We start from the raw sequence: 26,460 nt of genomic DNA on the forward strand, positions 1-26,460 counted from the left end.
CGTAGAAGTAGATACTAAAACCGACCTTCGAGTCGGTTTTTTTGTGTCTGAAGTTCAGCAAATCGCCACGCGAGCGTGTCGGCCGAGTGTCGGTCCAATCAAAGTCCGCCCACTAGTCCCATCTTCTTCTTTTAGAAGTAGATACTGAAACGAAGCTTTGAGTCGTTTTTTTTGTGTCTGGAAGAAGGTTTGTACCAAAGAAGCTGTCACTTCTCTGGTTCAGCATATCCGCGTAACAAGCTCTTTAAACACTAAAGTTAAGGCTCGATAACATTTGGTTTAGTTTGCGTTAATCGTCATTAACGTTACCTAAAATTTTAGTTATTTATCTGTATCGCTATGTGTTCTTAGATATGTGTGCATCAGTCAAACCTTACACGTCCGGTTAAAATGGTTGTTGAAGAACTCAGGGAGTGAGGCTGTCTTTCGGCGGAGACGTGTAAATTGCAGTTTTTAGCACACTTTAGGTAAACAAAGCGTATTGTCGAAAGACAGTAAGAGCTTTAGGCTAGCAATACAACTCATCTCTAAATGTGCAAAAATACTTGTATATTATTGTTTGAAGAGTGTTGCTATCACTATAGACTTACAAAATCTGAATTCGCCGCTTTACTCAAAGTTCTAGATTTTAAATGGATTTAATAACACTTATCTCATGTACCCTCCTTGCAAGTCTCATTATGACACTGAATATGGGGCTAACGTATTTATCCAGCCCCGACGAGAAATACATAAAGTATTGGCTAAATGCTGGTGTTTTATTCGCTCTATCAAACATTGTCGCTTTGTGTCTGAATATATTCGACTCTGAAAAGGCGATATCTCCGGTAATTGCAAATGCATCTTTTTACGCGGCGCACGCGGCCATTTTAAATGGCGTTTACGTTTATCTATATACAAGGCCCATTCCTTTATTGGTAAGTGGTATATTTATCTTATCAGTAGCTTTACACGCAGTGCCTGCGGTCGCCAATTCCGTTGAAGTTCGCTTTTTCGTATTTAGCCCTATCATCATTTTGCTTGACCTATTGTCATCCTTTTTGCTGTTCAAGAATTTATATCGCAAAGACTCACATTCCTTCTGGCCTTTGCTCATTACGCTTATTATTTTTGCAGCTCTAATGATCATAAGACTCTTTGTTATAGCCATTAGCGACGAGCGGTTAAGCCTATTTGGTAATGATTACCTGCAAACCGCAGGCTCATTCGTAATAATTGCCTTTATCTTTTTGCTGACTATAGGTTTCAATCACATAGTCACTTGGAAAAAAGAATTAGCACTCAGAGACTCAATGCTTACTGATTATTTGACTGGCTGGTCTAATAGGAGAGGCCTTGCAATTAAAGCTGATAAAGAGTTCTCTCGATTCAAGAGACTTAATCACCCCCTTGGTATCTGTGTGTTTGATATTGATCACTTTAAAGTTTTGAATGACACCTACGGGCATTTATCTGGAGATCTAGCACTTAAGGCTGTTACGAGTTGTGTGGCCGACGAAGTTAGAGACTATGACTTTTGTTGCAGATTTGGAGGGGAGGAGTTTGTTTTACTTCTTCCAAATATAGACTCAGTTAGTTTAAAAAATACCACCGAACGAATTCGGTCTGCTGTTAATAACTTAGCAATCAAGGGTAATGACCATATGATGTCTGTCACGGTGAGTATTGGTGGAACAATAGCTAACAATGATGATCACAGTTGGGAAGAGACGCTTAAAAGGGCTGACAAAAATTTATACAGCGCTAAACAGTCCGGCAGAAACAGAGTGGTTATAGACAAGTAGTGAAGCCGAAACACGTTATTTTCGATTATCGAGCGATCACCATACGGTTTCACTCATGTCATATACTTACCCCACCCTAGCGGTTCAAGAGGTGTGAGAGATAGCTACATGCTTCAATTTAAAGACCGAATGTACCCTCTCCTATCTAAATTTGTGGAATAATAAAAGCAAATCTAGCTATTTTAGAATGCATCAAAGCTCAGTTACTGGGCCAGCATATTATTCTTAAGGAAGAGCAATGGCTTTAACTCAAATGCAAATAATTCAGTCGCTGGGAGAAGCTATGTCTTGGTTCGAGCGAGAATTAACCTGGGGCGTGCCTCCTACTGAACTTAGGCATTTAATTGGCCGAATCGGTGAACTTTATGCCGCACTTATTACAAACGGGCAAATGGCTACAGAAGTGAATCAACAAGGCTATGATGTCGTCGGTGCTAACGGCGAGAGAATATCCGTCAAAACGACGGCTGTGATGGGTTCTAGTGGGCATATAGCGTTCAACCCCAACACACTGATATCCGTTGACCGCATTATTATTCTAAGAATCAACACTGAAGAGATGCAAATCGAAACTCTCCTGAATGAAGAAAAAGGAGTTGCTGAAAGTTTGATGCGCGAAACGCGCGGTACCAGTGGGAAGTTGGCAATATCACTTTCAAAACTTATAAGCATCAAAAAGCCAAACAGTAATATCAGTGTATTAAAATCTATTCAAATTTCAGACTACACAATCAAAGAGTTGGAAAACGGAACAATAGAAGTCGAAAGAGATAACAAAGTACTCACACCAGCTAAGCCGATACTTCGCGAGCTAGCGAAGCAACTCAACATCAGTATCCTCAACGGCGCGGGGAATCCAATTAATACGAGGCAACTTGGTAGCCTCATCATAAAGACAACAATTAACTGAACGGTAGGCTTGTGCAAGAAGTTATTTTGAAGCTTGGTGGTGAGGGAGAAACCTTATCACTTATAGGTACTCGAGGTACTGATGGTTTGAGGAAATACCACATACAAACAAGTTCAGAAGCCTTGACAGAATTGCTATCTGAAAGCGATAGCTTACCGTCCTCTAAACAGCGTCAGATAAAGGTGAGTTCATGGAAAAAAGCATGTGATCTGCTTGAACAGTACCCTAGTTGGTACAAGCTTCATCAAATAGACATTCATCCTGACTTCGCTTCGAAGATATATAAACTTTTTTCCACAAAGAATGACTCCTCAATACATCACAACAAGATAGAGAATAAATTTAGACCTGATAACACATCAAATACCGATACCAAGTTGCATGTGAATACCCAACTTAATTCGATAAGTATTGATAAAATTAAGGAGCTTTATGAACAATATTACGCTCTGATTAAATTAGAGATTGAAGAGTTTGGAGTTAAAGCTACCGAAGTACGACATTTAATAGGTCGAATCGGTGAATTTTATTGTGCACTAAAAGTTGGTGGTGCATTAGCTTCTAGAGCTAATCAGCATGGTTTTGACGTAATATCAAAGCACGGCAAAACTATAAGTGTAAAAGCAACAGCTCAGGTAAATGGATTTGTTGCAATCTCAGCTTCTACAGCCAATTTAGCAGATGAACTCATGCTTATTCAGTACACGGCAGGTAAGCTGAACATTGTTTACTATGGTCCAATGGAGCCAGCCTTAGACTCTGCACGACATTACCCAGAAAAAATGAAATTTGAGTTAGATATTGGCAGTGCTAGAAAATTAGAAAGCTACAAGTCCAAAGTATCAGATATTTAAAGCTCAGTTGTACTAGCTCAGTGTAACTCTAGATACATCCACGCTTTCTATATTCAGCCTCCCAAGCTTTGAAACGCTGTGTAAGTAGCTCTTTAGTTTTCAATCCTCGTGCGAGCGCACGTTTGCTTTTTGCCCTTTCTTCTTTATTTTCGAACGTTACTCCGGATAGCTCCTGCTCAAACATACTAGGTACGACATGACTGTAGTGTTGCTCTATCATCGCAATGCTAGTACCGCATTGTCGAGCAAGTACATCAACTCTTAAAGTTCGGCTAAGTAATTGCCAAGTTATGTAAGTATGGCGCAGCGAATAGAGTGTTCTAGGTCCATCTGGGCTGGTCTTTAGTTCTGCTTCCTCTAGTGCTGATACGAAGGTTCTACCTAGTTCATTGGTACTTGAACCGTCAGCTAGTAAAAATATCTTGTCAGACGGTCGGCGATTAGGGAAGCGCTCCATTAAGTTCATTAGGGGGAATACAAACTCATCTTTGCACACAACTGTTCTGGTGCCAGTATGTTTCGTGGTCTTGCCTTTTCGTACCTTAATTTTAAAAATGACTTGGTGCTCTTGTCTTGTCATTAAGATGTCAGCCCAAGTCAGTTCTTCCATTTCAGTGCCGGGTCGAATACCTGTATTGACAACCACGTCAGCATAATCAAGTAACAATTCCCTTATTTGCCTAGTCTTTTCCTTGCGGCTGTTGTCTCGCATAATTTCAAGAGTTTCAACGACCTTCTCATATTCAATTTCACTAAAAGCAGCACGTCTAGCCCCCTGCTCTCCTTTGTTACTTAATACTGGAACCTGAACTGGCAACATCCATTGGTTTTCGACCGCAGCTTTAAACACCATCTGTAGCGCAGCGTTATGATTTAGTAGAGTAGACTTGTTAAGAACCTTTCCAGCCTTTTGTATTCGCCAAATGTCGAACTCTTTGAGCTTGTCTTGGTCAATAGAAGTGATATACGTGCGGTCGAAAAATGGAATATGATACTTTTTCAAAGCTCCTATGTAGTCTTTGTAGCTAACTTTACCGCCGCCGTGCGCAAGCTCATGTTCCATAGCTAGAATACTCTTCGCAGCTACATCACGGAAACGCTTGCTTGTTGTGAGAGTTCCTGTTTCCGCTTTTATTTTCCACTCCATGCGTAGCAATCTAGCCGCCGCTACAGCTTCTTCTTTATCAACTTGTTTAGTTGATTTGCAGTGCCATTTCCCGAAAAGCTGAAAACGGGCGTACCACTTTTTGCTGTTATCTTGCAGGAAAACGTAGAGCGTGTCGTCGATGTCGTGTCTTGCTAACTGCTTAGCCATAAATACTCATTTGCAAAGAAAAAATAATGCGCCTACTCCGAGTATATATGGCCTAGTGACAATAGCTACCTGTTTTATATGGATATTTTTAGGTTATGTTAATACACATTAACATGAACAAAACCTGAATAGATTTACCGTGTCTTTTTCGTAAATTTAAAAATAACTTTTGACTAAAAATTACTTTTGTAAATGCTGAATATTGGTCAGCTCGTGTGATTAAATTTTATTCAACTCAGAACTTGCGCACGAACTTTATAGGCTTTACATTGAACAAACGATTCAAATATCTCATAGAATCCAAATCAAATTTAATTTTTTGTCTGGCAACTTAATTAAAAAAATGGACGTAGATTATAAGGAAGAACGTAAATGGATATTCTCAGTTATAATCCAGACAACTCGTACTGGGATTTGCCCTCAAGAGTTTATGGCTATGTGACGGAAATTGAACCTGAAGCTCGGTCCCAATCTGACTCGTGGTGGCTAACACTTGAATGTATCGATGCTGATATGTTTGATAAAGTGAGTATTCGTAACACATCGTATCCGATCCCAGACAGTGAACTAACTAATATTTCTGTGACTATTGCCGAGTTTACTTTTCAACCGGGAGAAGAGTCATTTATAAAAGATGGCGTCTGCGAAGGACTATGGTTCGAGTTCCGGTTCTCACCATTAGCAATAGGTAAACCGTTTGAGCATTATTGGAATCTATTCTCTCCGCCACAAATTCAATTTTTAAAAAGCGTCAGAGAGGTTGACTCAAAACTGAGCAATAGGCTAACAGAATCCACCCAATTAAATGATATTAGTGATGCCTCAGAAGAAGTGATAGATGGTCTTCTATCGAATAAGATTCCTGATGCTTGTGCAATCTATGATGTTGGGCAAGGTAATTGTAATGCGTTATTAACGAAGCAGGACGGTGAGGCATCCCCTTTCGTTTACTTTGATCTAGGTGGGGGTGTATTGGGGAATACACATACATACCCCAGCAAGCTAAGAGATTTTTGTTTTAACAAAAAACCGACTATTGTGTTATCTCATCTGGATTGGGATCACTGGTCTTCTGCGCAACGGTGTAAAGAAGCTAAGACAATGGACTGGATTGTTCCCCGGCAGCAATGGGGGCATGTACACAAGAAATTTCTTCTCGAAATAAACTCACATGGAACATTGAATTTCTGGCCGGATAACCTGCAGAAAATTAGCAAAAACGGATTCGAAATTGTGAAATGTACTGGTCGAGGGCGAAATCATAGTGGCCTCGCCATGTATGCCAAGAATAACTCGGGGGACCAAAAAATGTTGTTCACGGGTGACTGCAGCTACAACAAAATTCCAGATTCCAACAGTCGACTGCAGCTACAACAAAATTCCAGATTCCAACAGTCGCGACATTGTTTCTGCGGTTGTCCCTCATCATGGGGGAAAAATGCGCTCACAAATGGTAGTTAACTCCTTCGAACTTGACCATAGTCGCTTGGTATATTCTTATGGTGCAGGGAACAAATATGGCCACAGTATTCGCAGAACTGAAAAACTTCACGAAAACGAATGGCAACAGGCTCTTAAAACAGCCGATGCAATCCCAAACACTGGACGGGACCCAAGGCATATTTGTTTGTATTGGGATGACAAAGCACCAGATATAAAACTTCACTGTTCCAGTTTCTCATGTACTACTACTTGCCAATTACAATTTACGCAGCGCTGACAGGATGAATAGTTAAACCTACCTATAGCGTTAACAACTATTAGTTTAAGGTTTTCTACAAGGAAATACGGAATCTAAATTTTAAGGAAATAAATATGAAACTCGTTGCAGTCGTAATTGGTCACAAAAAAAACTCACCAGGCGCACAAAATCTTTCATCAGGAAAAACAGAATTTTCGTTTAACGAAGAGCTATCACTGGAGATAGAAAAGCGCGCTAAACAAGTGAAAATCCAGCGGGTCTATCGAAGAACATATGATTCCCTTCCAAAAGATTTGAATGAATTAGAGCCGGATTTTATTGTCAGCCTTCACTGCAATGCGTTTGATACAAAAGCATCAGGAACTGAAGTACTCTACTATCACAAGTCTGTTAAAGGTAAGATTGCGGCTCAAATTCTCAATGACCATCTAGTTTCAGCATTAGGTTTAAGTGACCGCGGTACTAAAGCCAAGACAAGTGAAGACAGAGGGGGCTATTTGCTTAAGAGCACTAATGCAACATGTTTGATAGCTGAGCCATTTTTTATTGATAATAACAATGACTTTGATAGAGCAATGAGTAAATACGACGAGCTTGTTGATGCATACGTTAAAGGTATCGAGGCGATTGCTAAGAACATTTGAAGTTAAGCAATTTGGATGTAAACCAAGGTATTTCGGAATTCTGTCTCTCTGAACGATTGGTTCATTTTTAAAATTATGAAGAATTATTACTTCTTGGCATAAACATTTAGCCGTGTCTGCTCTCATGAATCGGAAATGAGTAATATCCAATATATATCTTCACAAGCATCCACAATAAATTCTCGATTCAGACAATTTAAGACTCGCTTTGACTTCGCCACCAAGATGCAGAGTAGTGCGTTAGTCTGTTTCTATTCCTTCGTAATTATTTACTTTCTAACGCTAAACCGTTTCCTTAAATATAAAACGTAAAATGATAGAGCGGAAAGTTAATCTTGCAAAATCGCATCACTCCATGATTCTGAACCATCAGGTGCTATGCAAAGAATTTCATATTTTTCCAGAATCTTTTCGTTCCATTGGCTTTCAGCTCGCCAAAAGATAGAATTATTATCTTCAGCTAATTGTGGTGTATATGCCATTTGCCAGGGACCATAGGCCATCAGCCTATTGCTGGACAAAATTGCTACTGTATGAGGCCTTCTCAATGGCATATCGTCAGCTTTACTGGAATTAACTAAATTGAACGGTTCATTGAGTTGATTAGCAACCTGATGATCGGGATTAGGGCTAGCAACCTGTTCACCAACCCTGATTTCAAATTCATTTGAGGGTTGGTCAATAGCATGAACATCAAAAACAATATTCCACTCAGCGTCTTTTTCCGATGTCTGCATCAACCGGATATAAAGTATCTCTCCATGCGATGATGGAGGCAGCACTAAATATTGCTTAGATGATGGAGTGATTGGTTTAATGAATACGTCATCGCCATATTTTACTTCAATTTCTCCAGGCTCTTCTCCACTGAGTGCCTCAATTCTAACGACAACACGCAAATTCGATGCATCAAGATCTCCATTTGCAATCCACCGCAGTGGCCAACTTTCATTTACTCTCAATTTAATTGCACCGGGACGTCCAGCTAATAAGGCAAATACTGGTGGCTCTAAAACTTGAGGTAAACTCAGTTTCGGGATGGGAGGTTCAACCCACCATGTAACGCCATTGGAGGTATCTACCTTTGAGTTTATTTCGACGACTGCTCTAGAGCGCTGGCTTCTACTGATCATCCCTGCAATTTGATTCCCATTGGCAGATTCCAATGAAATTCCCATCAGTTCACCAGGGCGTGGACTCGCGAAGTCAACACAAATACTGGTTGTATTTGAAACGGTTCGAAAAGGTTTTGAATCTGGATTAAGGGGTATTTCTGTCCATGAAGGCCAGGGGCTACCTGGGAATTGTTCGCGCAGTTGGTTAACGTCAAAGGGGATCCATCGACGCACATTAACTCCTTTCAGACTATGAGTAGCTTCTAACTTGGCTGGTATGGATGACCTGGATTTTTCAGACTCATTTTCAAGGATTTCTAGCGTGGCCTGCTCTACACTACCGATATTCATTTCATCGCTCAATGGTACAAGAGCAGAGTCTCTGTGGATTGGTTCTGAATATCCGCTAGCAATTGCGGTGGTAAAATACTCCAGCGAAGTATGTATATTTAACAACGGTGGATCAATTAATGACCAACGGGGACCAGTAGATTTTTTATTGTCTTGTTCGTCATTTTCGTCGACCCATGTTTCCAGAATTGCGGGTTTGCGCCAACCAATATATGCCAGAATTTGTTCGGCTGTTCTAACCATTGCCGCTTGGTCATCCTTTTGATTGGCAAATTCAACAAAGCCTGGCGGCACAGCCATTTCATCGCCTTCTTTTTCAGTAAACAGCCAAATTTTTGCGCGCTGATCAACGGACTTGCCGGGCTCTTCTATTTTTACGACCGGACATAACAAGTCACCATGTTCCTCGGATTCCGTGACTGCTATCTCATATTCGGTATCACCCCATTTACAGTGCGCTGTTCCCGCCGGTGCGATTGAATTACCTGGCAACAAGTCGTCTCTCAAGGCGTTAAAATCTTCTAGAATTGCTATGGGATCAATCCACTCTCTGAGATCGTTTTTGTCTTTTAACGACCAACGAAGAGTATATGAATCGACCACGCCAAAAGAGACCGCAGGTCTCGTAATGTTCGTAGGTAGCGAGCGTACTTCTACAAGGTTGATCGGTTTAGATTCCAACTCATGGGTTTTGACTTTTCCGCCAAACTCAACGTCATTATTTGTTAAACCGATGGTCTGATAGGCGAATACTCGCTTAGTTAATGGGCCTCTGCCTACAATACCCCAAACATCTTCACTGGGGTTTTGGATATTGCATATGCCCGAATCATGCGACCATTTGATATTAAAGCTATGCCTTACTAAAGCTACTTCGACATCTTGCTGATTGTGATGCCAATTCCCTGAAAGACGTAATATATGCCAACCTTTGGATTTTCTAGCATAAAATGTTGCTCTGGCACGTCCGGTATTCTCAAATCCACCTGGCAAAGTTGGGCATCGCCAACCGACCATACCTTCAGCAACAACTAAATCGCCACTCTCTACATCTCGTTCCAAGCGCATAAAAATACGAGTCAATCCACCAAGCACAATACCTGTGCCATTTAGGGGAGTTTTTATATCACCGCGGTAGCATTCATTTGCCCACGCCACATGGTACACGCCAGCCTGAAAATAAGCGTTATCTTGGTCGGGTAAATCGTAACCGTACTTTGATATGGCAAACGTCAGGTGTTTGTGTTGCTGCGAATTCTCCCATAGATTTAGTTGCGGATCAGACTGCCTTAAAATCAGTTTACGCTTTGGAAGCAAATGTTCTTCGGCAAGTAACTCCGGCGCCAATTTATGTATTTTCACAAAGACCAATTGGTCTTTGGTCTCATTTAGATGAATCATTGCGTAGTTGCCGCTGGGTCCCTCAAGTAGAGGGCGATTCGGTTCGTCACCGAGGTAGATAGTGAGCTTATCTTCCGACTGAATTGAAAACGCAACGCCTTCAATTTGAAACCAATAAACTAATTTCTTCAACGTCAATGTTCTGTTTATTTCGCTTGGCTCCAAGGTAATATTACGAGATTCAATACCTTTAAATCCTTCGAAATTGAGTGCCTGATCTGGAGATAGCACCTGATCATGAAGCCATTGAGCTGGTAAGCTCGCAGACCCATCAAGGTCTATTGCGTTGTCACCGATATCAATTGGGATATTAATTACCTTTCCCTGCAATGCACTGTGAAAAGGTAATAACGACTCTGAAGTGGCACCTAGACCAAGTAATTGGAATCGAACCGTCTTCTTGTTGGTCACAGCTATTGGCTTAAGGGACAATGCAACTTCCTTCAATCCCTCCTCAAGCTGTTGCCTTAACAGAACTGATGAGCGCAAAGAGTCGTCGCCATCTTTGAGCACCTGACAAGTAAAAAACACATTATTCCGGGTTTGATCATAACTATAGGAAATGCTGGTAACTTCGTTATCGCCGAGTTCGGTTGGCTCGTATTCAAACGAATTGTTTTCGATGAAATCTTGAATACCAAGCATCGTTTGACTAGGGTCTACCACATACCTTTTTTGAATCGCAACATGTTCAGGGGCAATGTTACTTTTAGCATCTGAACCCTTTTTGTTGATCAGAGTGGCGCCAAATTGTTGGTCCAGATGTGGGTTTGCGAATCGTTCTAAAACCACTATTTCGCTATTCGAAACAATGCGCCATTCGAGGCATTGCCCTATCGTCGAATATTGGGTAAGTGGCAGGAACGTTGACCCAACAATATTGTTGGGAAACTTGGCTTTATCCGCATTGAGGTGCCACTCAGGCAACCCTTTACTGAGGTCGAGCCAACATGGCGCTTCAACTGGAACCAGTGCTCTGAGCGAGCTTACTGAACGATTGCTTTGTAAATCGTTAACCGCCCACTCCAGTGGAGCTACCACAGGAAAACCAGGTTTTAACCACAATTGATTGTAGTGTAACGCTGAATCAGCATTGAGAGGATGAAGCTCAAGCATCGGAGTTTTATCTTTGACTCTGAATTTAATCATGTCGCTTTCGTTCTTTGTTACAACTTTGGCTAGAAAGCGTAAACGCTCCGTTTCTCCTATTGCTAGACATGGTGGGTGGTTGGGACTTGCCAATGCATCACTGCTGATTACGCTAACCTTGTCACATGCAAATTCAAAAACAGGGTCGGTTATGATGAGCTCCGCCGAAACTAGGCCGCCACTTTGATCAAATTTTAGCTCCAATTGCTTTTCACCCGCTTGATCAAGCAAACAGTGAATTGCGATGTCATCAAATGCAGATAATGCCGCACTGAGATGCCAACGACGCGACTCAGTTCCCAGAACAATATTGTTGACGGGATTAGTCAAATTGAGCCAAGTTTGCTGTGCGCCAATCCATAAACTCGGTGAGCCTGATGCTTGATCTGATGGAGACGCTTGATCTTCATCAGTGTGAGACCAACCCACATCCATTGAAATCGTCTTTTGCCGTCCATTTGCAAGTTCTACATTGCTAATCATTGCCTCTTTTCTGACTTCATTTTCTTCGCCATTAAAATCCAGTTTGAACCTAACTTTGACACTTGACTCAGGGTGGGTGCGATGTTTGTCTTCTTCCTTTAAAGTAATTTTGCACTTGCCAATATCGTAGCGACTTACCTGGACAGTCGATAAGTTGATTCTTAGACCACCATCAGGTGTTCGAATTCCCACCCAACCATTAAGAGTTTGCAGGGTAATTCCGTAGTCTTTAGGTTCATCCATTTTAACTGCTCGCCACTCTTGTTCACTCCCTGAACCAGGCAACATTGAGCCACCGACAATTCGTACTGCATCCAAATCCGGTATTTCCAAGAAAGGTACTTTGCCTGAATCTGAGGATCCAATTAAATCTCTCAATTGGTCGGCAAACTCCCACAAAAGATTTTTGCCATTATTATCTGGTGCACTTTTTAGCAGCCGCCATTGCCAGGTGCTTTTTGTAAAGCGGAGTTCAACTGGTAAATAAATATCAGCATTCGCATATTCCCATAGAAATTCGCCTGCCGGAACCGTGATTACGACCTTTGATACGTATTGTTGAGTGGTATGGTGTTGGACGTAAAAAGCATGTTTAAACTTTCGAGTTGGATGGTCATCTGGAATGCCAGAATTTGACAAATCGAGTTCTAATGGGCCATAGGGGAGTTGTTCTTCATCAATCTGAATTCCTGAAACATTGGCGAGTCCATCAAAGCCTGTACTCGTGCCTTGAAGTTTCAATTTGAAGTATTTGGGTTCCATGTCAGTCCTCCACCTTAATTTCCATTTCCATATGCATATCGTCTCGGCTTATCAAGAGAAACCATTGCGCGTCTTTTGGTGAATATGGACTGAATTGTTCAGACGTGAATGCGATTTCCCAAAAATCTTGCTTGATAGCAAGTTTTGAGCTAAGTTCTACGCCATTTTCTAGTGGCGTTCCAAATTGCAGTTTATAGCCATAAGGGCTGCCGCTCCCCGATAACGGTGATTCGAATCCCGGGCCCGTCAATTCTACAAATTTATTGAATGCGGAGCTTCCATTGAATTTCCTGTAAACCATATATTTAGTTTGCAAGTCTGGAAGGTTACCTACTGGTTTACCGTTATCCAACGCGTACTTGGCATCTGGGTGTTGCGATTCTTCATCACTTAAAAGGTGTCTTAGACAAACAATTGGCAGCCGCAGTTGCCAGTTTAAATTGACACCATCAAGTCTCCAGTAAGCTGTATTCTCTTTTACATACATTGCTGCTGGTCGTCGTTGCCAACTAGCATGAGAGACCTCACCCTCTTCGTCATCGGCTTGCCAACGTACTTCTCGCCGGTAAACCAGAAAGTATGGCGCATAAGGCTCTTCAATTTCGTCCGTCCCATTCCAATCTGCCCAACTGTGAAGTTGCCCAGCGCTAGGCTTAGTGACTGTCGGTGATTCATGCTTATAAGGTTGAAATGGCCACGCTTCGAGCGCTGCCGCGTAGATTTCTGTCCATGGGAACTGGCAAAGCAGCCTTGTTTTCAGCACTACGTCGCCATAACGCATACGAACCAATGCATTGTGGGTACTTTCTTCTCGCTCAACACTGTCTGTCACATTAAACTTCACGCGAACGGGGTCGTTAGCGGCCATAATCCCAGGCGCTGGTGGCGGTGGTTCTCGACGAGGCACTTCCAAAGATATTTTTGAATCTGGGGTATCAAAAGAAACCGGACTTAAGACTGAGCTAGAAGCCATGTTGAAAAACGCGTGGGCTCTTTCATATCTGTCCAGTCGCTCTGCAGCGAACTCAAGTCTGTGATGCCATTTGTCCTGGATCCCATCCCAAAGTAATGACGCCCAACCACTGGTATCAAGAACAAGCCATTCAGGAATTTCTTCTTTTTCCTGGAAAATTCTCAATTCAGGTTTATTCTCTCCGCTGAGCGCAATCTTAAGCGCCGAGCGTAAGCCTTTGTCAGAAACAGCTTTTAACAGCTCATCCTCATTGGGAACGACTAGTATTCGGACGGTAGCCAAAATTAAGTCATTATCAACAGCCTCTCTAGATAAAGCTTGCGCTGCTGGCGGTGTGAATTTTGTGACGAACACACGCACATTACCAAATGGGAAGTTATCGGTGAACTCTGTAATCCATTGTTTGATGTGATGTATTTTATTGACACTAAAAGGCAGTATCAAATCTCGCGCAAATCCTGATTCTGCAGCCCAACCGAGGAATGGACCTAAAAGCGGCCAGCTGCCTCGTAGCAACTGACTTATTTCATCTTTTTTAGCGTTCGAAGTTACATATGTTGCAAGGCTTTCTAGAGAATAAACTTTCTCATCTATTTTCTTGAGTGCTTCACTCAAGTTGCGTGTCATTGCGGTTGCATATTTCAGTTCTTTCGCATTAACACGAGATGGTATTTCGTCAGGTTTTGCCCCAGCATTGAGATTTAATCCGGGCTCGCTTACTAATCGCCCCAATGCAGAATGTGCTCCGGAACGAGAACTCAACTTTTCGGCAAAGCTTTGGAAAATTTTATCAGCTTCTTCTGAGCTTGCTCCAGCCTGTGTGACGTCCCAGTTCACCGAAATTGCATTAGCAACAAGATCTTTTCGACCGTCAAACTGGTAAGGTCGATAACGATAAATAGGTATTGAGACCGCCTCAAACTCACCTATTGGAGTGAATTCACGGCGATCATTATCTCCTAATATATCGCGAGCATAGATTCGAAAACCACCACTTGCACCAAGCGATGCCGACGCTCCGTCGATGCTTACGCGGACTTTGTATGGCATTCTTAACTTATATTCGTCTTCTGAGCCCATCGAAGGCTGTCTTCGAGGTTGGGATAAAATACGACCATTATCGACTAAAAAAGCCGACATTTTCTCAATCCAACGTCTCGATCCTTTTACTTCGGGCAATCGTTCCAATTGAAAAACGCGCTGTCTAACGTCTTTACTTGTATTACCTGGCTCGGTCTTCGCGAGGAAATGGGCGCAGAGTACTACTTGACTCTGGGGCATACGTTTGTCGTTGCCACTTATCCTTCGAAGCCCTGCATAAAAGCGGAACCCACAAAGCTTACTTCCATCATTTAATTCCGGTAAAGGAATTCCAGAAACAACAACTCTGTATCTACCTTGCTCATTGATTTTGTCAACATCTTGCCAGACTTCGTTTTCATCGTTGCCTTCTTTAGACTTAACTAAAATCTGCCAGTTAGTTTCACCACCAATATCAAGCTCATTTAAACTAAAATTTTGGTATTTCCCCTGCATCGATTGAAAGGCCGGGTGCTCAGACCAATCACCACTATAGTTTTGGATTCCAGTGTCTTCGTGAAAGTTCAGATCGGCCTGTCTTAAGCCTTCCTCCAATGACAAATCATCATCAGTGCCATAAAAGCCACAAGCGTCCAGTGGGCGTATTTGAAATAGAACATAGGGTTCCACCAATGCTTCTTCGCCTTCTGGAACTTCAATTTCAAATGAAATTTGATTGTTTTTGTTGATACAGACTTGTGCATGTGAAGGGGGAGGAGGTGGATCGAGTCGTAACCGGTCTTCTGCAATGGTACCTGTGGCGACAATTTGATCAACAACGTTCCTTAACTCTAGTCGATAATGCAGCCGTTCTCCTGAGTAACGCGTTTCGCCTAAGGCATCAAAAACACCTTCGTTAGCTTGTCGCCATTTTTCCTCTTTTGGGTATGGCAACATGCCTGTGTCTGGTTCTACCTGTTTGTGATCCTCTAAAAATTCAACTACTGGAGGGAAACGGCCTAATTCTTCTTCTGTTCCGTTTGCTACTAGTCCTACGGACCGATACAGTACTAGTGTATAGTCTTCAATGTTTTTTGTTACTAAATCATTTGATGTATCTTTCGAACAATAGTCTTTCCATTCTTTAAGGCCAGGATCCAAATTTTCTGAAATAACCTTATCCCAATCCACGCGAATACGACAGCCTGACCTTGATTGATCGATGAGCAATGGCAATGGTAGAGAGTCCATCTGGTCTATAGGCGCAAGAACGTCAAGATTAATCTCACTGTGTTCTTCATGTAACTCGTGGTAACTATTAGAGTCACCTGGCGCAAATTCCTCAAGTCTCGCGGGTAAATCTGCAGCAGCGTTTAGTTTGCCATCCAAATCAAATACCATACCGGAAAGAACAGCCAGTGTTATGGCACCTGGACTCCCATCCGGCTCTAGTCCCAGTTCTGCCAGCTCAACTAAATCCAAATCAGACCAAAAGACTTCAAGCAAAGCCGATATCCCTGGGCTACCTACGTCAACAGAATTATCCTCTGTATGCTCGCTCACTGAATCACCCTGATCATTGAGGACTGAGTTTGGCTGTGCAGTGGCATCAATTGAAAATGACGCAGTTACATCAATTTTTTCTTGTGCACTGCTACTTTCATCCATAACCATATCAAATGATTCAAAAAAACGTATCTTCGCATTTCGTAAGGGATTCGCTACCGACCACTCAAACTCTATTACCCGCTCAGCCTCGTTCCGCTCGACTGAAACTCTGGTGTAACGAAGATTATTCAAAGCATTAGAATCGGGCATTGCGAATTGATAACGCCAATCAGGTAGCCACTGTTTTGGCATGTCACCGCGGCTAGTCATTTCAGGCGGGGGTCTTCGGAGAAAGTGGACTGGGTCAATAGATCCGGATGGTGTAGGATCGCGCAACAGTAGGGCCCGCTTCTTGTTATTATCGTCAGGCAAGCTGCGGCAAATCAATCGATAGCGTTCGGTCATCGTTTTATTTTCCAATTCTAGTGATAAGCGGGCAAGCTTTTCGGATATACAATTTGGTTTGTAATATGTCTGGCGGTCGTCAAACCTCTGGCATTTCTATTGCCGATTTCTACTACAGGTTTGAATTGATAGCCAAATAAGCGCATCTTGACTTGTGTCCGGCCATACAACGCCGAGTTGGCAGAGACAGCTACTTCAAGATCAATCTGGGCACTCAATCGCAGCGTCGTACTAAAGCTTTTTGACCAGCGAATGCGTTTTTTGAATCGCCATAGCTTGATAGTGAGACTGAAAACCAGCTTTACCCACGCCTCAATTGCAAAGGCAACCAGGACATGGGCACGAGCGTACAAAATAGGTCCGTATGTTTTGTGCACGATACCTGTTGCTAAAGCTTCAAGTTTTAGAGCAAAAGATAAATTAAACCCGGCTGAAACTCTCAAAGGGCCGAACTTTAAACTGGCACCACAGCTTTTACTTGTATTAGCTGCAAGACTCAATTGTTTGAGTGCAACTGCTTGGTCACCACTTACATGGACAGCGTAAAGCAAACTTCCTTTGAAATTAATCCCGGCTAAACTCGTTTCAACACGCATGGGTCCCGCTCGATATACAAACACATCGCGCGACGCCTTCATGTAAAATTCACCAGAGCCAATCTCAAATGCTTTTTGTACAATCTGCAAAGGTTTTGTCATTCGCGGAGAGCGTTCTGTGCGCACCATTAGCTCAAAGTAGCCGTGCCGAGGAAACAACGCAGCGACCCCCTTCATCGCAGGATTTCTTTGAAAAGCCTCGGTCCCAGCATCTTCAAGTGATGTAAAAACCCACAAATTGCTAGCAAAAAGGACTACAAACCCGTTTGTAGGCCTAACAAACATTGTCGCTCGACCGATGTAAGGGAATGGCCCATTACCCCGGGCGGTTGGCGCTAGATAGGTTTGGGCTGCGAAAGAAACGTCAGTGTCATCTTCTTTGCTAACTTCCCACCCGTCGGGTAGAGCCGGATTTGGCAATCCAGCGGGGTTTGAAATCAATGTTGGGATTAGTGCTTCAGGTTGCACACCGCTCGTTCCCTTGAGAACTTTGTTAACGCCAAATCCCACACCTGTTTTGCGCATGACAATGCCGGGATATAGGGTGATCGGAAAATCGCCTTCCACATAAAGCATCAGCACAGGGTTGTCATCTTTTCTGCGCCCAATTGAACAGTTGACACCGATCGCAGGGAAGCCTGGCATCACGAGTGAACCCTGCCCCTGCAATTCGGATACCAATTCATCCTCAACCTGGATTAAACTCATTCGGGCGCATACACCTCCAGGCGTCGTTAGTTGTCCTTCAATGGACAAGGCCTCGCCCTCAACCCGAGAGATTTTAAGTCCTCCTTCACAGTTCACTTTTAATCGCGGCAACGTGCCACTGAATCGAGTACCACCGTGCTCAAAGCCTATCAAACCACCAAATCCAAACGAGCCATCGCTAAATAACTGGTATGAGGAAAGTTTAAAACGAAACATCTTCCACAAACGTAGTTCATCCGGAAGACCGATAGGTTTGAGCGTGATCGACGCTGGTTTTGATTTAGAATCATCCTTGGAATCGGGCCTTGATAGTGAGGTCAGTTCAGACAGTTGTAAATCATCAAATTCAAGATTAAAGTCTTCCAGAAAATCCTCTAACCATTCACCTGCGTCTCCAAGTAATTTCGCTCCATTGAGTACGCGCAATCGTCCACCTACGGCGCCGTCTAAATCCCACTTCCCATTGGTATGTTCGATTGTCACCGATGCTTTTGGGTTTTCAATTTGAAGATACCCCGTCGGATCTTGCCAAACCTCCGCCATTTGCATTTGCCAGGTTGCCAAGAATGGCTTTTCACCCGGAACAGACGATGCCATTACCTGCAGCAAACCATCCGCGCCTTCCAAAAAGGGCAATGATGCTCGGGCTGAAATACTTGCATTGTAGCGGCCTTCGACAAACTTTAAGCTACCTTCCTGAACCTGCACCTTAAGTTCACCGTCGCTGCCCTTTAATGGCAGAGTCATAGGTCTGCAAACGGCGGACGCAGTCAAACCATTAGGGCTGATTTCAAATGCGGCACCTGAGGTGCCGGGAGAATTACAGTCAAGAATGAATCGATCCTCTTTACCTTCAGGATCTTCACCTTGGGTACCAGGCATGTAAATCGACATAATCGGTTTTGAACCATCATTTTCCCAACTCAGCTTTGCACCTGAGGCAGCGGGTGTCAGTTTAATTACGCTGCCAGCATTTATCACTACGCTCACGTAGCTACCAAGATGCAGTGTTTTTTTCTCATTGAGACGACAGCGCAACTCTTCATTACCACTTGAGAATTTCATCGTCTGCATATCGAGTTCAAGAGTTTCAATTGCAAGAGACAATGTTTCAGAACCAACCACCAAATCCGCCTCCGCATTTTCGAATTTGAGTTTTCCCTGTTCCCAACTAGGTTTTCCTAGCTTAAATGTGAAATTAGCTACCTCAGGTCTAATATTGCCGACATCCATAAAATCTCGTTTAAAAATGTCAGTAACAAATTCAGGGGGGGCACTCCATTGAAGATCAGGTGCCAAGTTTTGTATGTGTTCAAAAACAGACTGCAACAACTCTGTGTCAGAAGGTATATTGAGTTGTTCGATATTGCTCCATTGGTGAGTAATTGTAAGAACAAGATCTTGTGATGAAGAATCACTCCATGTTACCCATTTGTCACTAGTTGGTGTTAAAGGCAATACAGGGCTCAGCTGGAGCTTTAAGTTACATTGAGCAAGAATTTCAATGTTTATAGAATTGTTTTCACCTGCTTGAATGAATACATCTTTATCAAAAAATGCTTTTACCAAGTCATCATCTCTGAGAAACGGCAAAAAAGTACCAGCCTTAATACCTAATCTACCATCGGCTAACAGATCTAATCTCAAGCTTTCATCACCGAGTCCTGGCCCGCTGAGTTGGTCATTTTGTAAGTTCCACATTTTTTTTCCCTAAATTACGCGGACCAATTACTGCTGAATTGACAATTTGAATTTTTTGAAGGATATCCAATCTAAGAAATTGATTTATATAATAATTAGTAAATCGCGAATGAGATAATAAATAATTAACGTTTCAATAAATCAAAATTAAAGAACTGCTTGCATAAATCACAAAAAAGCCTATCTTGGTTATTATTTGCACAAAAATAATATTATTTCCTGCTTTTTTACTACGGATGAATCTGGTCGTACCAGCGTGCCAATATAAATGAGATTCGATAAGGAGGTCATATGGATGAGTATTTGATTTATGAAAATAGAAATTTGATCGACTCAGACAGTCCGGTTATGCACGCTATTATTATAGGTATTGGAGCCTACCCAAATGCAGGTGATATTCTGGATGATTTGAGTTCCCCATCTCATTCTGCCCGAGAAATTGCAACGTGGCTGCTGGATTGTAATCTAGGCTCTGAGCAACCTTACCCTTTGGCATCTCTCTCATTATTAATTTCCGAAGACAGTCCCAAAGAGTTCAAACATATTTCCATCCCGCAGCCAGTGATACCGAAACAACCAAATTCAAACAATGTAAAAGACGCAGTTTCAAAATGGATTAGAAGAGCTGATAGTAACGTACAAGACCTCACTTTCTTTTATTTTTGTGGGCATGGCGTATCAAATGGTATTAGTAGCCAATCATTGTTGCTAGCTGACTACAACAGTGACAAATATAATCCAATGGATGGAGCAATAGATTTCAAGGGATTCGTAAGAGGAATGCGACGATGTGCCGCAAGTCGTCAACTGTATTTTATCGATGCCTGTCGAAATACAGCAGAAATTGCTACGGATACAGAATCGAAGGGACATCCGTTGATTGCTGCAAATATTAATCGTCAACACGACGGATTTGTTGAGCCTGCAATTTTTTACGCAACAGTCGAAGGCGGAATGGCATATGGCAAACGAAATAGCATTAGTTACTTCACCGAAGCATTAATTAACTGTTTACGAGGGATCGGCAGCCATGATCGCGGCGCTGATGATAAATGGCGAGTATCTACAGGGTTATTAAATCAAGCCATTCAGTACTTCCTAAATACCATGCATAGCACTCACGACCTGCTCATTCAAGCTCAATTCAGCGAATTCGATTTTCATGTTCTCAAGGATGAACCAGATGTTTTGATTCTAATGTCATGCAACGACGGAGAGGATAATTATCGGGCAATAATGGAATGCTACAGAGAAGGGAATCTCTTAGAGCAACGTACGCACCCTTTACCCGAAATATGGCAAATCTATAAAAAGCCGGGCCAGTACGATTTTCTGGCGAAGGTGGATATGAGTACTGGAAAGAAACAAGCCATATTGATAACACCACCTTATAAATGTGTAAATGTGGAAGTTTTGCTATGAGACAAAAAATGTTTACTACGCCAATGAAGTATGCAATTCGAACATCCACTAATGTAACAAAAAAATACGCAGAAGCAGATGTAAGTTTGCGTGGTGCATTATACCAATTAGATAGTGAAAACAATGGCAAAAGAAAATTTGTCACTGATATGTCATTAGCTATTCAGGACAATGAAGACAAATCATTTCATGATATGGAATTGCCCGGTGGACTTGAAAAAAGGGATTATTTACTTCAATTGCATCTTCCTGATGGAGATATTATCAATAAGACTTTCAGCTATGATGGCTCTGAAGGAAAGCCTTTAAAAATTGACCTGCCCTCCAAAGGCAAACATAAAGAATTGGCATGGCAAAGCCAAGTAAGAGGCAACCAACCTTTAGTTTTTACATCTGATGCTTCCCCGCTCTCAGAAAAAGTTTCTGCGCCTCCGGAAGTATATTTGGTTAGTTTGTCAGTCTTAATGTCTGAAGCCCAAAACCAGTTTGAGTATTGTAGTCAACTAATAGCTCTAGAAGAACAACCTGATTTTAATTTGCACCTTTTACCAGATCCACTAGAGCCCCAAAGTAATATGGAAGGTGCTCTTCTGTTTATTATTGACGATGAGGTCGCGAAGTTGCTCTCGCTCGAATCTTGCAATGATAGACCGATTTTAATTGTCAAGACTGAATCAGACATTCGGTGGATGACTATTCCATACCCTTGGAAGTATGGAGCGGAAAATATTACAACTGAAGTTTTACTTTCTCCACAAAAATCAGGTTTTGAAGTCAGTATTTCTATGCAACACCCTATGATTAATAGCGCACTAGGTTACTTGCATCAAGGGGCTAGATTTCAAGCTGCGAACCTGTTGGGAGCAAAGATCATGCTATTCAATAAATTCGATTCACCAATGTCCGCTGCTCTCGCAGGCTATGTACTATTCCAGAGCTTCAGTCGTGAAAAAGTTCCGCTTGGTCCCAAAAAAGAGGATTGGTTCCATTGGATTAATAATTTGTCTACTAACCCCTATTTTACCTGGTTACCCGACGGAGCAATTTTACAGGCAGCATTGTACACTTACTTTAATGTAGGCGATAGAGACAAGGCGTACGATGCAGCGATGACCGCATATCAACGTGGTTTACCTTATTTCTCTTTCGGACTGGAACTATTACTAGAGGTAATGTATCACTTTGCGAATGAGGGTGAGGGATATTCTTCGGCGGCCAACTGTATTGTACACCTGGAAAAAATTGCAACAAAAACCGACACAACAAATACCTTCAGTTTAATACAGGTGGCAAAAACTCAATCATCAAAAGGTGCCTTTGTGGAGTTTGAGCATGACTGAGCCCTTGCAAATTTCAATGTTGCCAGCCAAAGAAGGGGACTGTTTACTTATTGAGTACGGTGAAAAAAATAATAGAAAATATGTTCTTATCGATGGTGGCAGAGCGTGGACTTACAGAAATGCGTTAAAACAAACTCTTGAAGAAAAAAAAATAAAACAACTAGAACTACTCGTTGTTACCCATGTCGACCGTGATCATATTGATGGTGTTCAAGAGATGCTTCAGGACCAAGACCTGAACCTTTTGGTAAAAGAGGTATGGTTTAATACTTTTGCACATTTAAATGATGAGATTGTTTCTCGGCCTCAAAAAAATGAACTAGAGAGCTTTTCAGTAAAAATGGGGGAAAGTTTCAGTCGTTCAATCCTTTTAAAAGGGTGGCCGTGGAATGAAAAGTTTGGCGGTAGTGCCGTTAAGTTTGAAAACGCACCCGATCCTATCTCAATATCAGGATTAAACATTCAGCTACTTTCACCCGACTCCGAAAAACTAACAGCAATGAAGAATACATGGGAATTGGAGTGCAAAAAAGCCGGGTTAAAACCGGGCTTTGGAGTAGAGGAAAACAACACACGGGATGAAAATGTGGAAGCGTTTGCCACACTCGATGTTAAGAGTCTTGCAGACACTCCTTTTGAACCCGATAAGACAATACCTAATGGGTCAAGTATTGCGTTTATTTTGGAGTATTGTGGCAAACGAGTTTTGTTCGGCGGTGACGCTCACGTTGACTTATTGATAGCAAGCCTAACCTCAATTGGCGCACGTAAAGATTCTCCCTTTAAATTGGATGCAATCAAAATCCCACACCACGCCAGCAAGGGCAATGTTTCAAAGGATTTACTTGACCTGATCGAATGTAAGCGCTTCCTGATATCTTCCAATGGTAATTATTTCGAGCACCCAAGTGATATAGCCATAGCACGCATCATTAAGTTCAGCGAGCCGGGCCTCACATTTTATTTTAATTACAAGACTAAATATAACAAACATTGGGAAAAAGCTTATTACCGGGATAAGTACAAATATTCCGTAGTTTTTCCTACTCAAGTTAAAAATGGATATCTAACAATAACACTTTAACTGCTTTTCACAGATTAAAAGGAATAATTTGATGAATAAAAAAAGAATGATCCTTTGTTTGGATGGAACCTGGAACAATACGTACACAGAATCAAAACGAGACAGTGGTGATAACGTATTAAAGCCAACGAATGTTCTCAAAATAGCCCGTGCAATTAAACCATATGATCTCACTAACGATATTACCCAAATCGTTTACTACGATTCTGGCGTTGGAAGCAGTACGACTTATCCGGGTCCGGCCAATTGGATGCTGAAAACTTTCGATAAATATCTAGGCGGTGGTTGGGGTGCAGGATTCGAGAGCAACATTGAAGAAGCTATAACCTTTCTGGTCCACAATTATGTTCCAGGGCAAAACGAGAAAGAATCAGATGAAGTATATGTTTTTGGTTTTAGTCGGGGCGCTGCCACAGCTTGTGCATTATGCAATTTCATTTCTTGGCTTGGAGGTCTTCCAAATAAAAATGATGCTTATTACATCCCAATCCTTTTCAGAACGTATATCAAAACAAAAGGAAAAAAGGCAGCTGTAGATGTTATTAATTCTATAAACAATCCAACAAATGATAATAAGCCAAATAAAGACAGAATTGGCAACTTGAATCAAGTCTCTATAAAAATGTTAGGTGTATGGGATACCGTGGTGGCATTGGGCTCAAAAATGCTTAATATTGGACGAAAGCGCTATTTCGTATCTGAAGAGGCTCCAACATGCGTCAAAAATGTTTATCATGCAATTGCAATCGATGAACGTAGAGCTGATTTCAAGCCCGAAATTTGGACAAATTATAATCATTCACAACGACTTACACAAAGGTGGTTTGCTGGCGTGCACTCTAATGTTGGAGGGGGCTATGTGAAAGATGGGCTGGCAAATTGTAGCTTGAAATTTATGGTAGAAGCAGCAGAAAAATTAGGTATAGAATTTGATCATACTTATTTGAAATACTACCGTTGTTACCCGCAAGATCGGCTTTACAGATCTAAAAGCATATTCTACCGAGTACTGGATCTTGTTAGATTTAAACTTGGTCTACGGCCGATTTCAGGAAGGCCTACATCCTGTAATCAAGACATCGCTATATCAGCTCTCAAGCTAATGTTTACAGATTCTTCTAAAGTTGGGCAAAATGGTAAACCTGTTCACAATGAACTGAAAAACGATTACAGGCCTAAAAATGTAATTGATTTTCTAAATTCTTTAGAAGATCCCCTAGAATACTGTAAATCGATATGGCTTGAGCAAGGCAGCCATATTTTGAGCGGTCAAGAATTAGCTCAAATAGATCAACTCCTCAACGATATATTAAATAAATAATATCAGCTATATCAGACCACCCTAAGACTTTTGTAATCTGTCGTTGGGATTAACGTCTTTCAATCATTATTGACCAGTTGGATTGATTAAGAAAGGGAATAATTAATGAGATTCAGCTACGCGCTACTGCTGCTCACTATAGGTATTATTGTCGGCATTTTCGGGTACTCATTTGGCATTGAGCAATTATACAAAGCACTAAAAGAACACCTTATTTTCCTAGGCGTTATATTCCTTGTTATAATTGTATTTATTGGTTTGCTTATCGTTTACCAACAGAAAATCTTGGAGTTTGTTTTAGGTACGAAACGTCAATCTCTTAGCGATGTATTAACTGACCTTGCAGACACTATTAAGACAATACCTGTTTTAGGAGATTCTCAGCAAGGGGAAAAAGCCAGTAATGCCTTGCGAAATGGAATTGCCATATATACGTCTTGGTCTTTGCGACTTATAGTTTTTCGAACTATAGTGGGATGTACCGTCGCGTTGTGCGGTATCTTTGCTAGCTTAATATTGATTAAACAAAACGATGTAATGGAAAAGCAATTAGGAGCGATCGAAAAGCAAACAATTAGTGAAGCAGAACGAATTGTTCTCTTTAGATGTCGTAGCAAACCTAAGGGCCAGATTAACAAGAGATCGAGTTGCTATATATCCCAAGTGGAGTGATCGTCGTTACTTCTTCATTTTACATGGCGATAAAGTTTCTAGTAGCGACACAATTTATTTAGACTCTATCAATACTAAGCTTTACCCCAGCCTTAACCAATCTGAGGTTCTAGTCTTAGCGAACATATTATCTTCTGGAAGGTTATCTGGAGACTTACACAACACTCTCTTGTTCTTACTGGAAGATGATGATCCGTCTATTGTTTTAGCAGCCTTGGAGATACTTGATGTTGCAGGAAAACTTGATGGCGTTACAGTTACCATAACAGATGCATATATTAAGGACTTAAAACTCGATTCTGATATTCATCTAGTTATTCAAAACTCGATAGTTACCTCACTAACCTGTGATAAATGTAGCATTTCAGCAACAGCTTCTGTAATCACTAAATCCCGAATACATAAATTTAATACTCTGAATAATTCAATAATCGACTTTGGAGATTACTTTACTTTTACAGAAATTAATATGAAAGCATGGATGCAAACTCATATAGTTAATGTCTATGGAAAAGGACAAGGTATAGAAAGCTTGATTAAAGCTACTTCATACAATTCACTAATATTAATTACTCATGAAGAACAAGTTTCCAACATAAACTTTGATGATGTAGTTCAAAAGCTCTTAAATCAAGGCTCGCAAAATTCAGTTTTATATGGTGAATTTAAACAATTAGACAAAAGCAGTGGCAGTGGCCCAGCCAATGAATTTTCCTTTTTTACCGAAGCCGGTTATTGGTTTTATCTAGATACTTATAATACTCCCAATAACTCAAGCACAATTTCCTGCAAGGAAATTCTTATTGGCGGAGAACTATTTAAGTGCTTATCCATTTTAACTCTCAGAAATTCTTTCATTAACTTTGATTTTGATAAACATTCTTCAGAAAATTAATGAGTGCTGTAAACTATTGTTAGTTTGGATAGATATAGTCTTCTAATTAACAGCGAACAATAATTACCTGGGAAATTGATACAGTTTAGTGACTAGTGAGTCTGGCGTGAGGAAAAGTTTGTTTAATATCAGATAAAATGAAAGTTCCTAATCAGCAAGAACATGCATATACCATGCAAAGAATTTGCAAAGTTAGATTTTCACTTATAACCTACTGATTATAAGAAGCTAAAATAGACACGAAC

15 protein-coding genes are annotated in these 26,460 nt (G+C 41.4%); 11 read left to right on the forward strand and 4 right to left on the reverse strand.

Features of this window, described 5'->3' with window-relative positions; translation table 11 throughout:
• The first annotated feature begins 632 nt into the window (after nt 1-632).
• From GVO63_RS18225 to GVO63_RS18235, 3 genes are all read left to right on the forward strand, one after another.
• Nucleotides 633-1,784, forward strand: coding sequence for a GGDEF domain-containing protein (locus tag GVO63_RS18225; protein ID WP_159581739.1), 1,152 nt, complete (start codon nt 633-635; stop codon nt 1,782-1,784).
• Nucleotides 1,785-2,022: 238 nt separating this feature from the next.
• Nucleotides 2,023-2,694 carry a hypothetical protein gene (locus tag GVO63_RS18230; protein WP_159581741.1) on the forward strand — a complete coding sequence of 224 codons (672 nt, stop codon included), beginning with the start codon at nt 2,023-2,025 and terminating at the stop codon, nt 2,692-2,694.
• 11 nt (nt 2,695-2,705) lie between these two features.
• A complete protein-coding gene (locus GVO63_RS18235; RefSeq protein ID WP_159581743.1) occupies nt 2,706-3,548 on the forward strand; it encodes a hypothetical protein in 843 nt (280 codons plus the stop codon).
• A gap of 28 nt (nt 3,549-3,576) precedes the next feature.
• On the opposite strand, the gene GVO63_RS18240 is transcribed toward GVO63_RS18235, so the two are convergent.
• On the reverse strand, nt 3,577-4,863 hold the full coding sequence (locus GVO63_RS18240) for a site-specific integrase (protein WP_159581745.1): 1,287 nt from the start codon (nt 4,861-4,863) through the stop codon (nt 3,577-3,579).
• Between the two features lie 372 nt (nt 4,864-5,235).
• Between GVO63_RS18240 and GVO63_RS18245 the strand changes: the two genes are divergently transcribed.
• Nucleotides 5,236-6,324 (forward strand): hypothetical protein, encoded by a 1,089-nt coding sequence (locus tag GVO63_RS18245; RefSeq protein WP_159581747.1) that lies wholly within the window; start codon nt 5,236-5,238, stop codon nt 6,322-6,324.
• Nucleotides 6,325-6,678: 354 nt separating this feature from the next.
• Nucleotides 6,679-7,209, forward strand: coding sequence for an N-acetylmuramoyl-L-alanine amidase (locus tag GVO63_RS18250; RefSeq protein ID WP_159581749.1), 531 nt, complete (start codon nt 6,679-6,681; stop codon nt 7,207-7,209).
• A 329-nt stretch (nt 7,210-7,538) separates the two neighbouring features.
• On the opposite strand, the gene GVO63_RS18255 is transcribed toward GVO63_RS18250, so the two are convergent.
• From GVO63_RS18255 to GVO63_RS18265, 3 genes are read right to left on the reverse strand one after another with little or no spacing between them, the layout of a single operon-like run.
• Nucleotides 7,539-12,470 carry a hypothetical protein gene (locus GVO63_RS18255; protein ID WP_159581751.1) on the reverse strand — a complete coding sequence of 1,644 codons (4,932 nt, stop codon included), beginning with the start codon at nt 12,468-12,470 and terminating at the stop codon, nt 7,539-7,541.
• A gap of 1 nt (nt 12,471) precedes the next feature.
• Nucleotides 12,472-16,476 (reverse strand): hypothetical protein, encoded by a 4,005-nt coding sequence (locus GVO63_RS18260; RefSeq protein WP_159581753.1) that lies wholly within the window; start codon nt 16,474-16,476, stop codon nt 12,472-12,474.
• Between the two features lie 17 nt (nt 16,477-16,493).
• Nucleotides 16,494-19,481, reverse strand: coding sequence for a hypothetical protein (locus GVO63_RS18265; RefSeq protein WP_159581755.1), 2,988 nt, complete (start codon nt 19,479-19,481; stop codon nt 16,494-16,496).
• Nucleotides 19,482-19,772: 291 nt separating this feature from the next.
• Here GVO63_RS18265 and GVO63_RS18270 point away from each other — a divergent pair, with 291 nt between their 5' ends.
• The 6 genes from GVO63_RS18270 to GVO63_RS18295 all read left to right on the forward strand — a co-directional run bounded on the left by GVO63_RS18270 (nt 19,773) and on the right by GVO63_RS18295 (nt 26,215).
• Nucleotides 19,773-20,903 (forward strand): caspase family protein, encoded by a 1,131-nt coding sequence (locus GVO63_RS18270; RefSeq protein WP_159581757.1) that lies wholly within the window; start codon nt 19,773-19,775, stop codon nt 20,901-20,903.
• Nucleotides 20,900-22,243 carry a hypothetical protein gene (locus GVO63_RS18275; RefSeq protein ID WP_159581759.1) on the forward strand — a complete coding sequence of 448 codons (1,344 nt, stop codon included), beginning with the start codon at nt 20,900-20,902 and terminating at the stop codon, nt 22,241-22,243. The genes GVO63_RS18270 and GVO63_RS18275 overlap by 4 nt, the downstream gene beginning before the upstream one ends.
• On the forward strand, nt 22,236-23,327 hold the full coding sequence (locus GVO63_RS18280; RefSeq protein WP_159581761.1) for a ComEC/Rec2 family competence protein: 1,092 nt from the start codon (nt 22,236-22,238) through the stop codon (nt 23,325-23,327). The genes GVO63_RS18275 and GVO63_RS18280 overlap by 8 nt, the downstream gene beginning before the upstream one ends.
• A gap of 31 nt (nt 23,328-23,358) precedes the next feature.
• Nucleotides 23,359-24,648, forward strand: a complete 1,290-nt coding sequence (locus tag GVO63_RS18285) for a DUF2235 domain-containing protein (RefSeq protein WP_159581763.1) — start codon at nt 23,359-23,361, stop codon at nt 24,646-24,648.
• A 105-nt stretch (nt 24,649-24,753) separates the two neighbouring features.
• Nucleotides 24,754-25,320: a hypothetical protein gene (locus tag GVO63_RS18290; RefSeq protein ID WP_159581765.1), complete on the forward strand. Its 567-nt coding sequence runs from the start codon at nt 24,754-24,756 to the stop codon at nt 25,318-25,320.
• Nucleotides 25,226-26,215: a hypothetical protein gene (locus GVO63_RS18295; protein WP_159581767.1), complete on the forward strand. Its 990-nt coding sequence runs from the start codon at nt 25,226-25,228 to the stop codon at nt 26,213-26,215. Before GVO63_RS18290 ends, GVO63_RS18295 begins: the two co-directional genes overlap by 95 nt.
• Nucleotides 26,216-26,460 lie beyond the last annotated feature (245 nt).

It is taken from the genome of Alteromonas sp. KUL106 (assembly GCF_009811415.1).
Classification (GTDB): domain Bacteria; phylum Pseudomonadota; class Gammaproteobacteria; order Enterobacterales; family Alteromonadaceae; genus Alteromonas.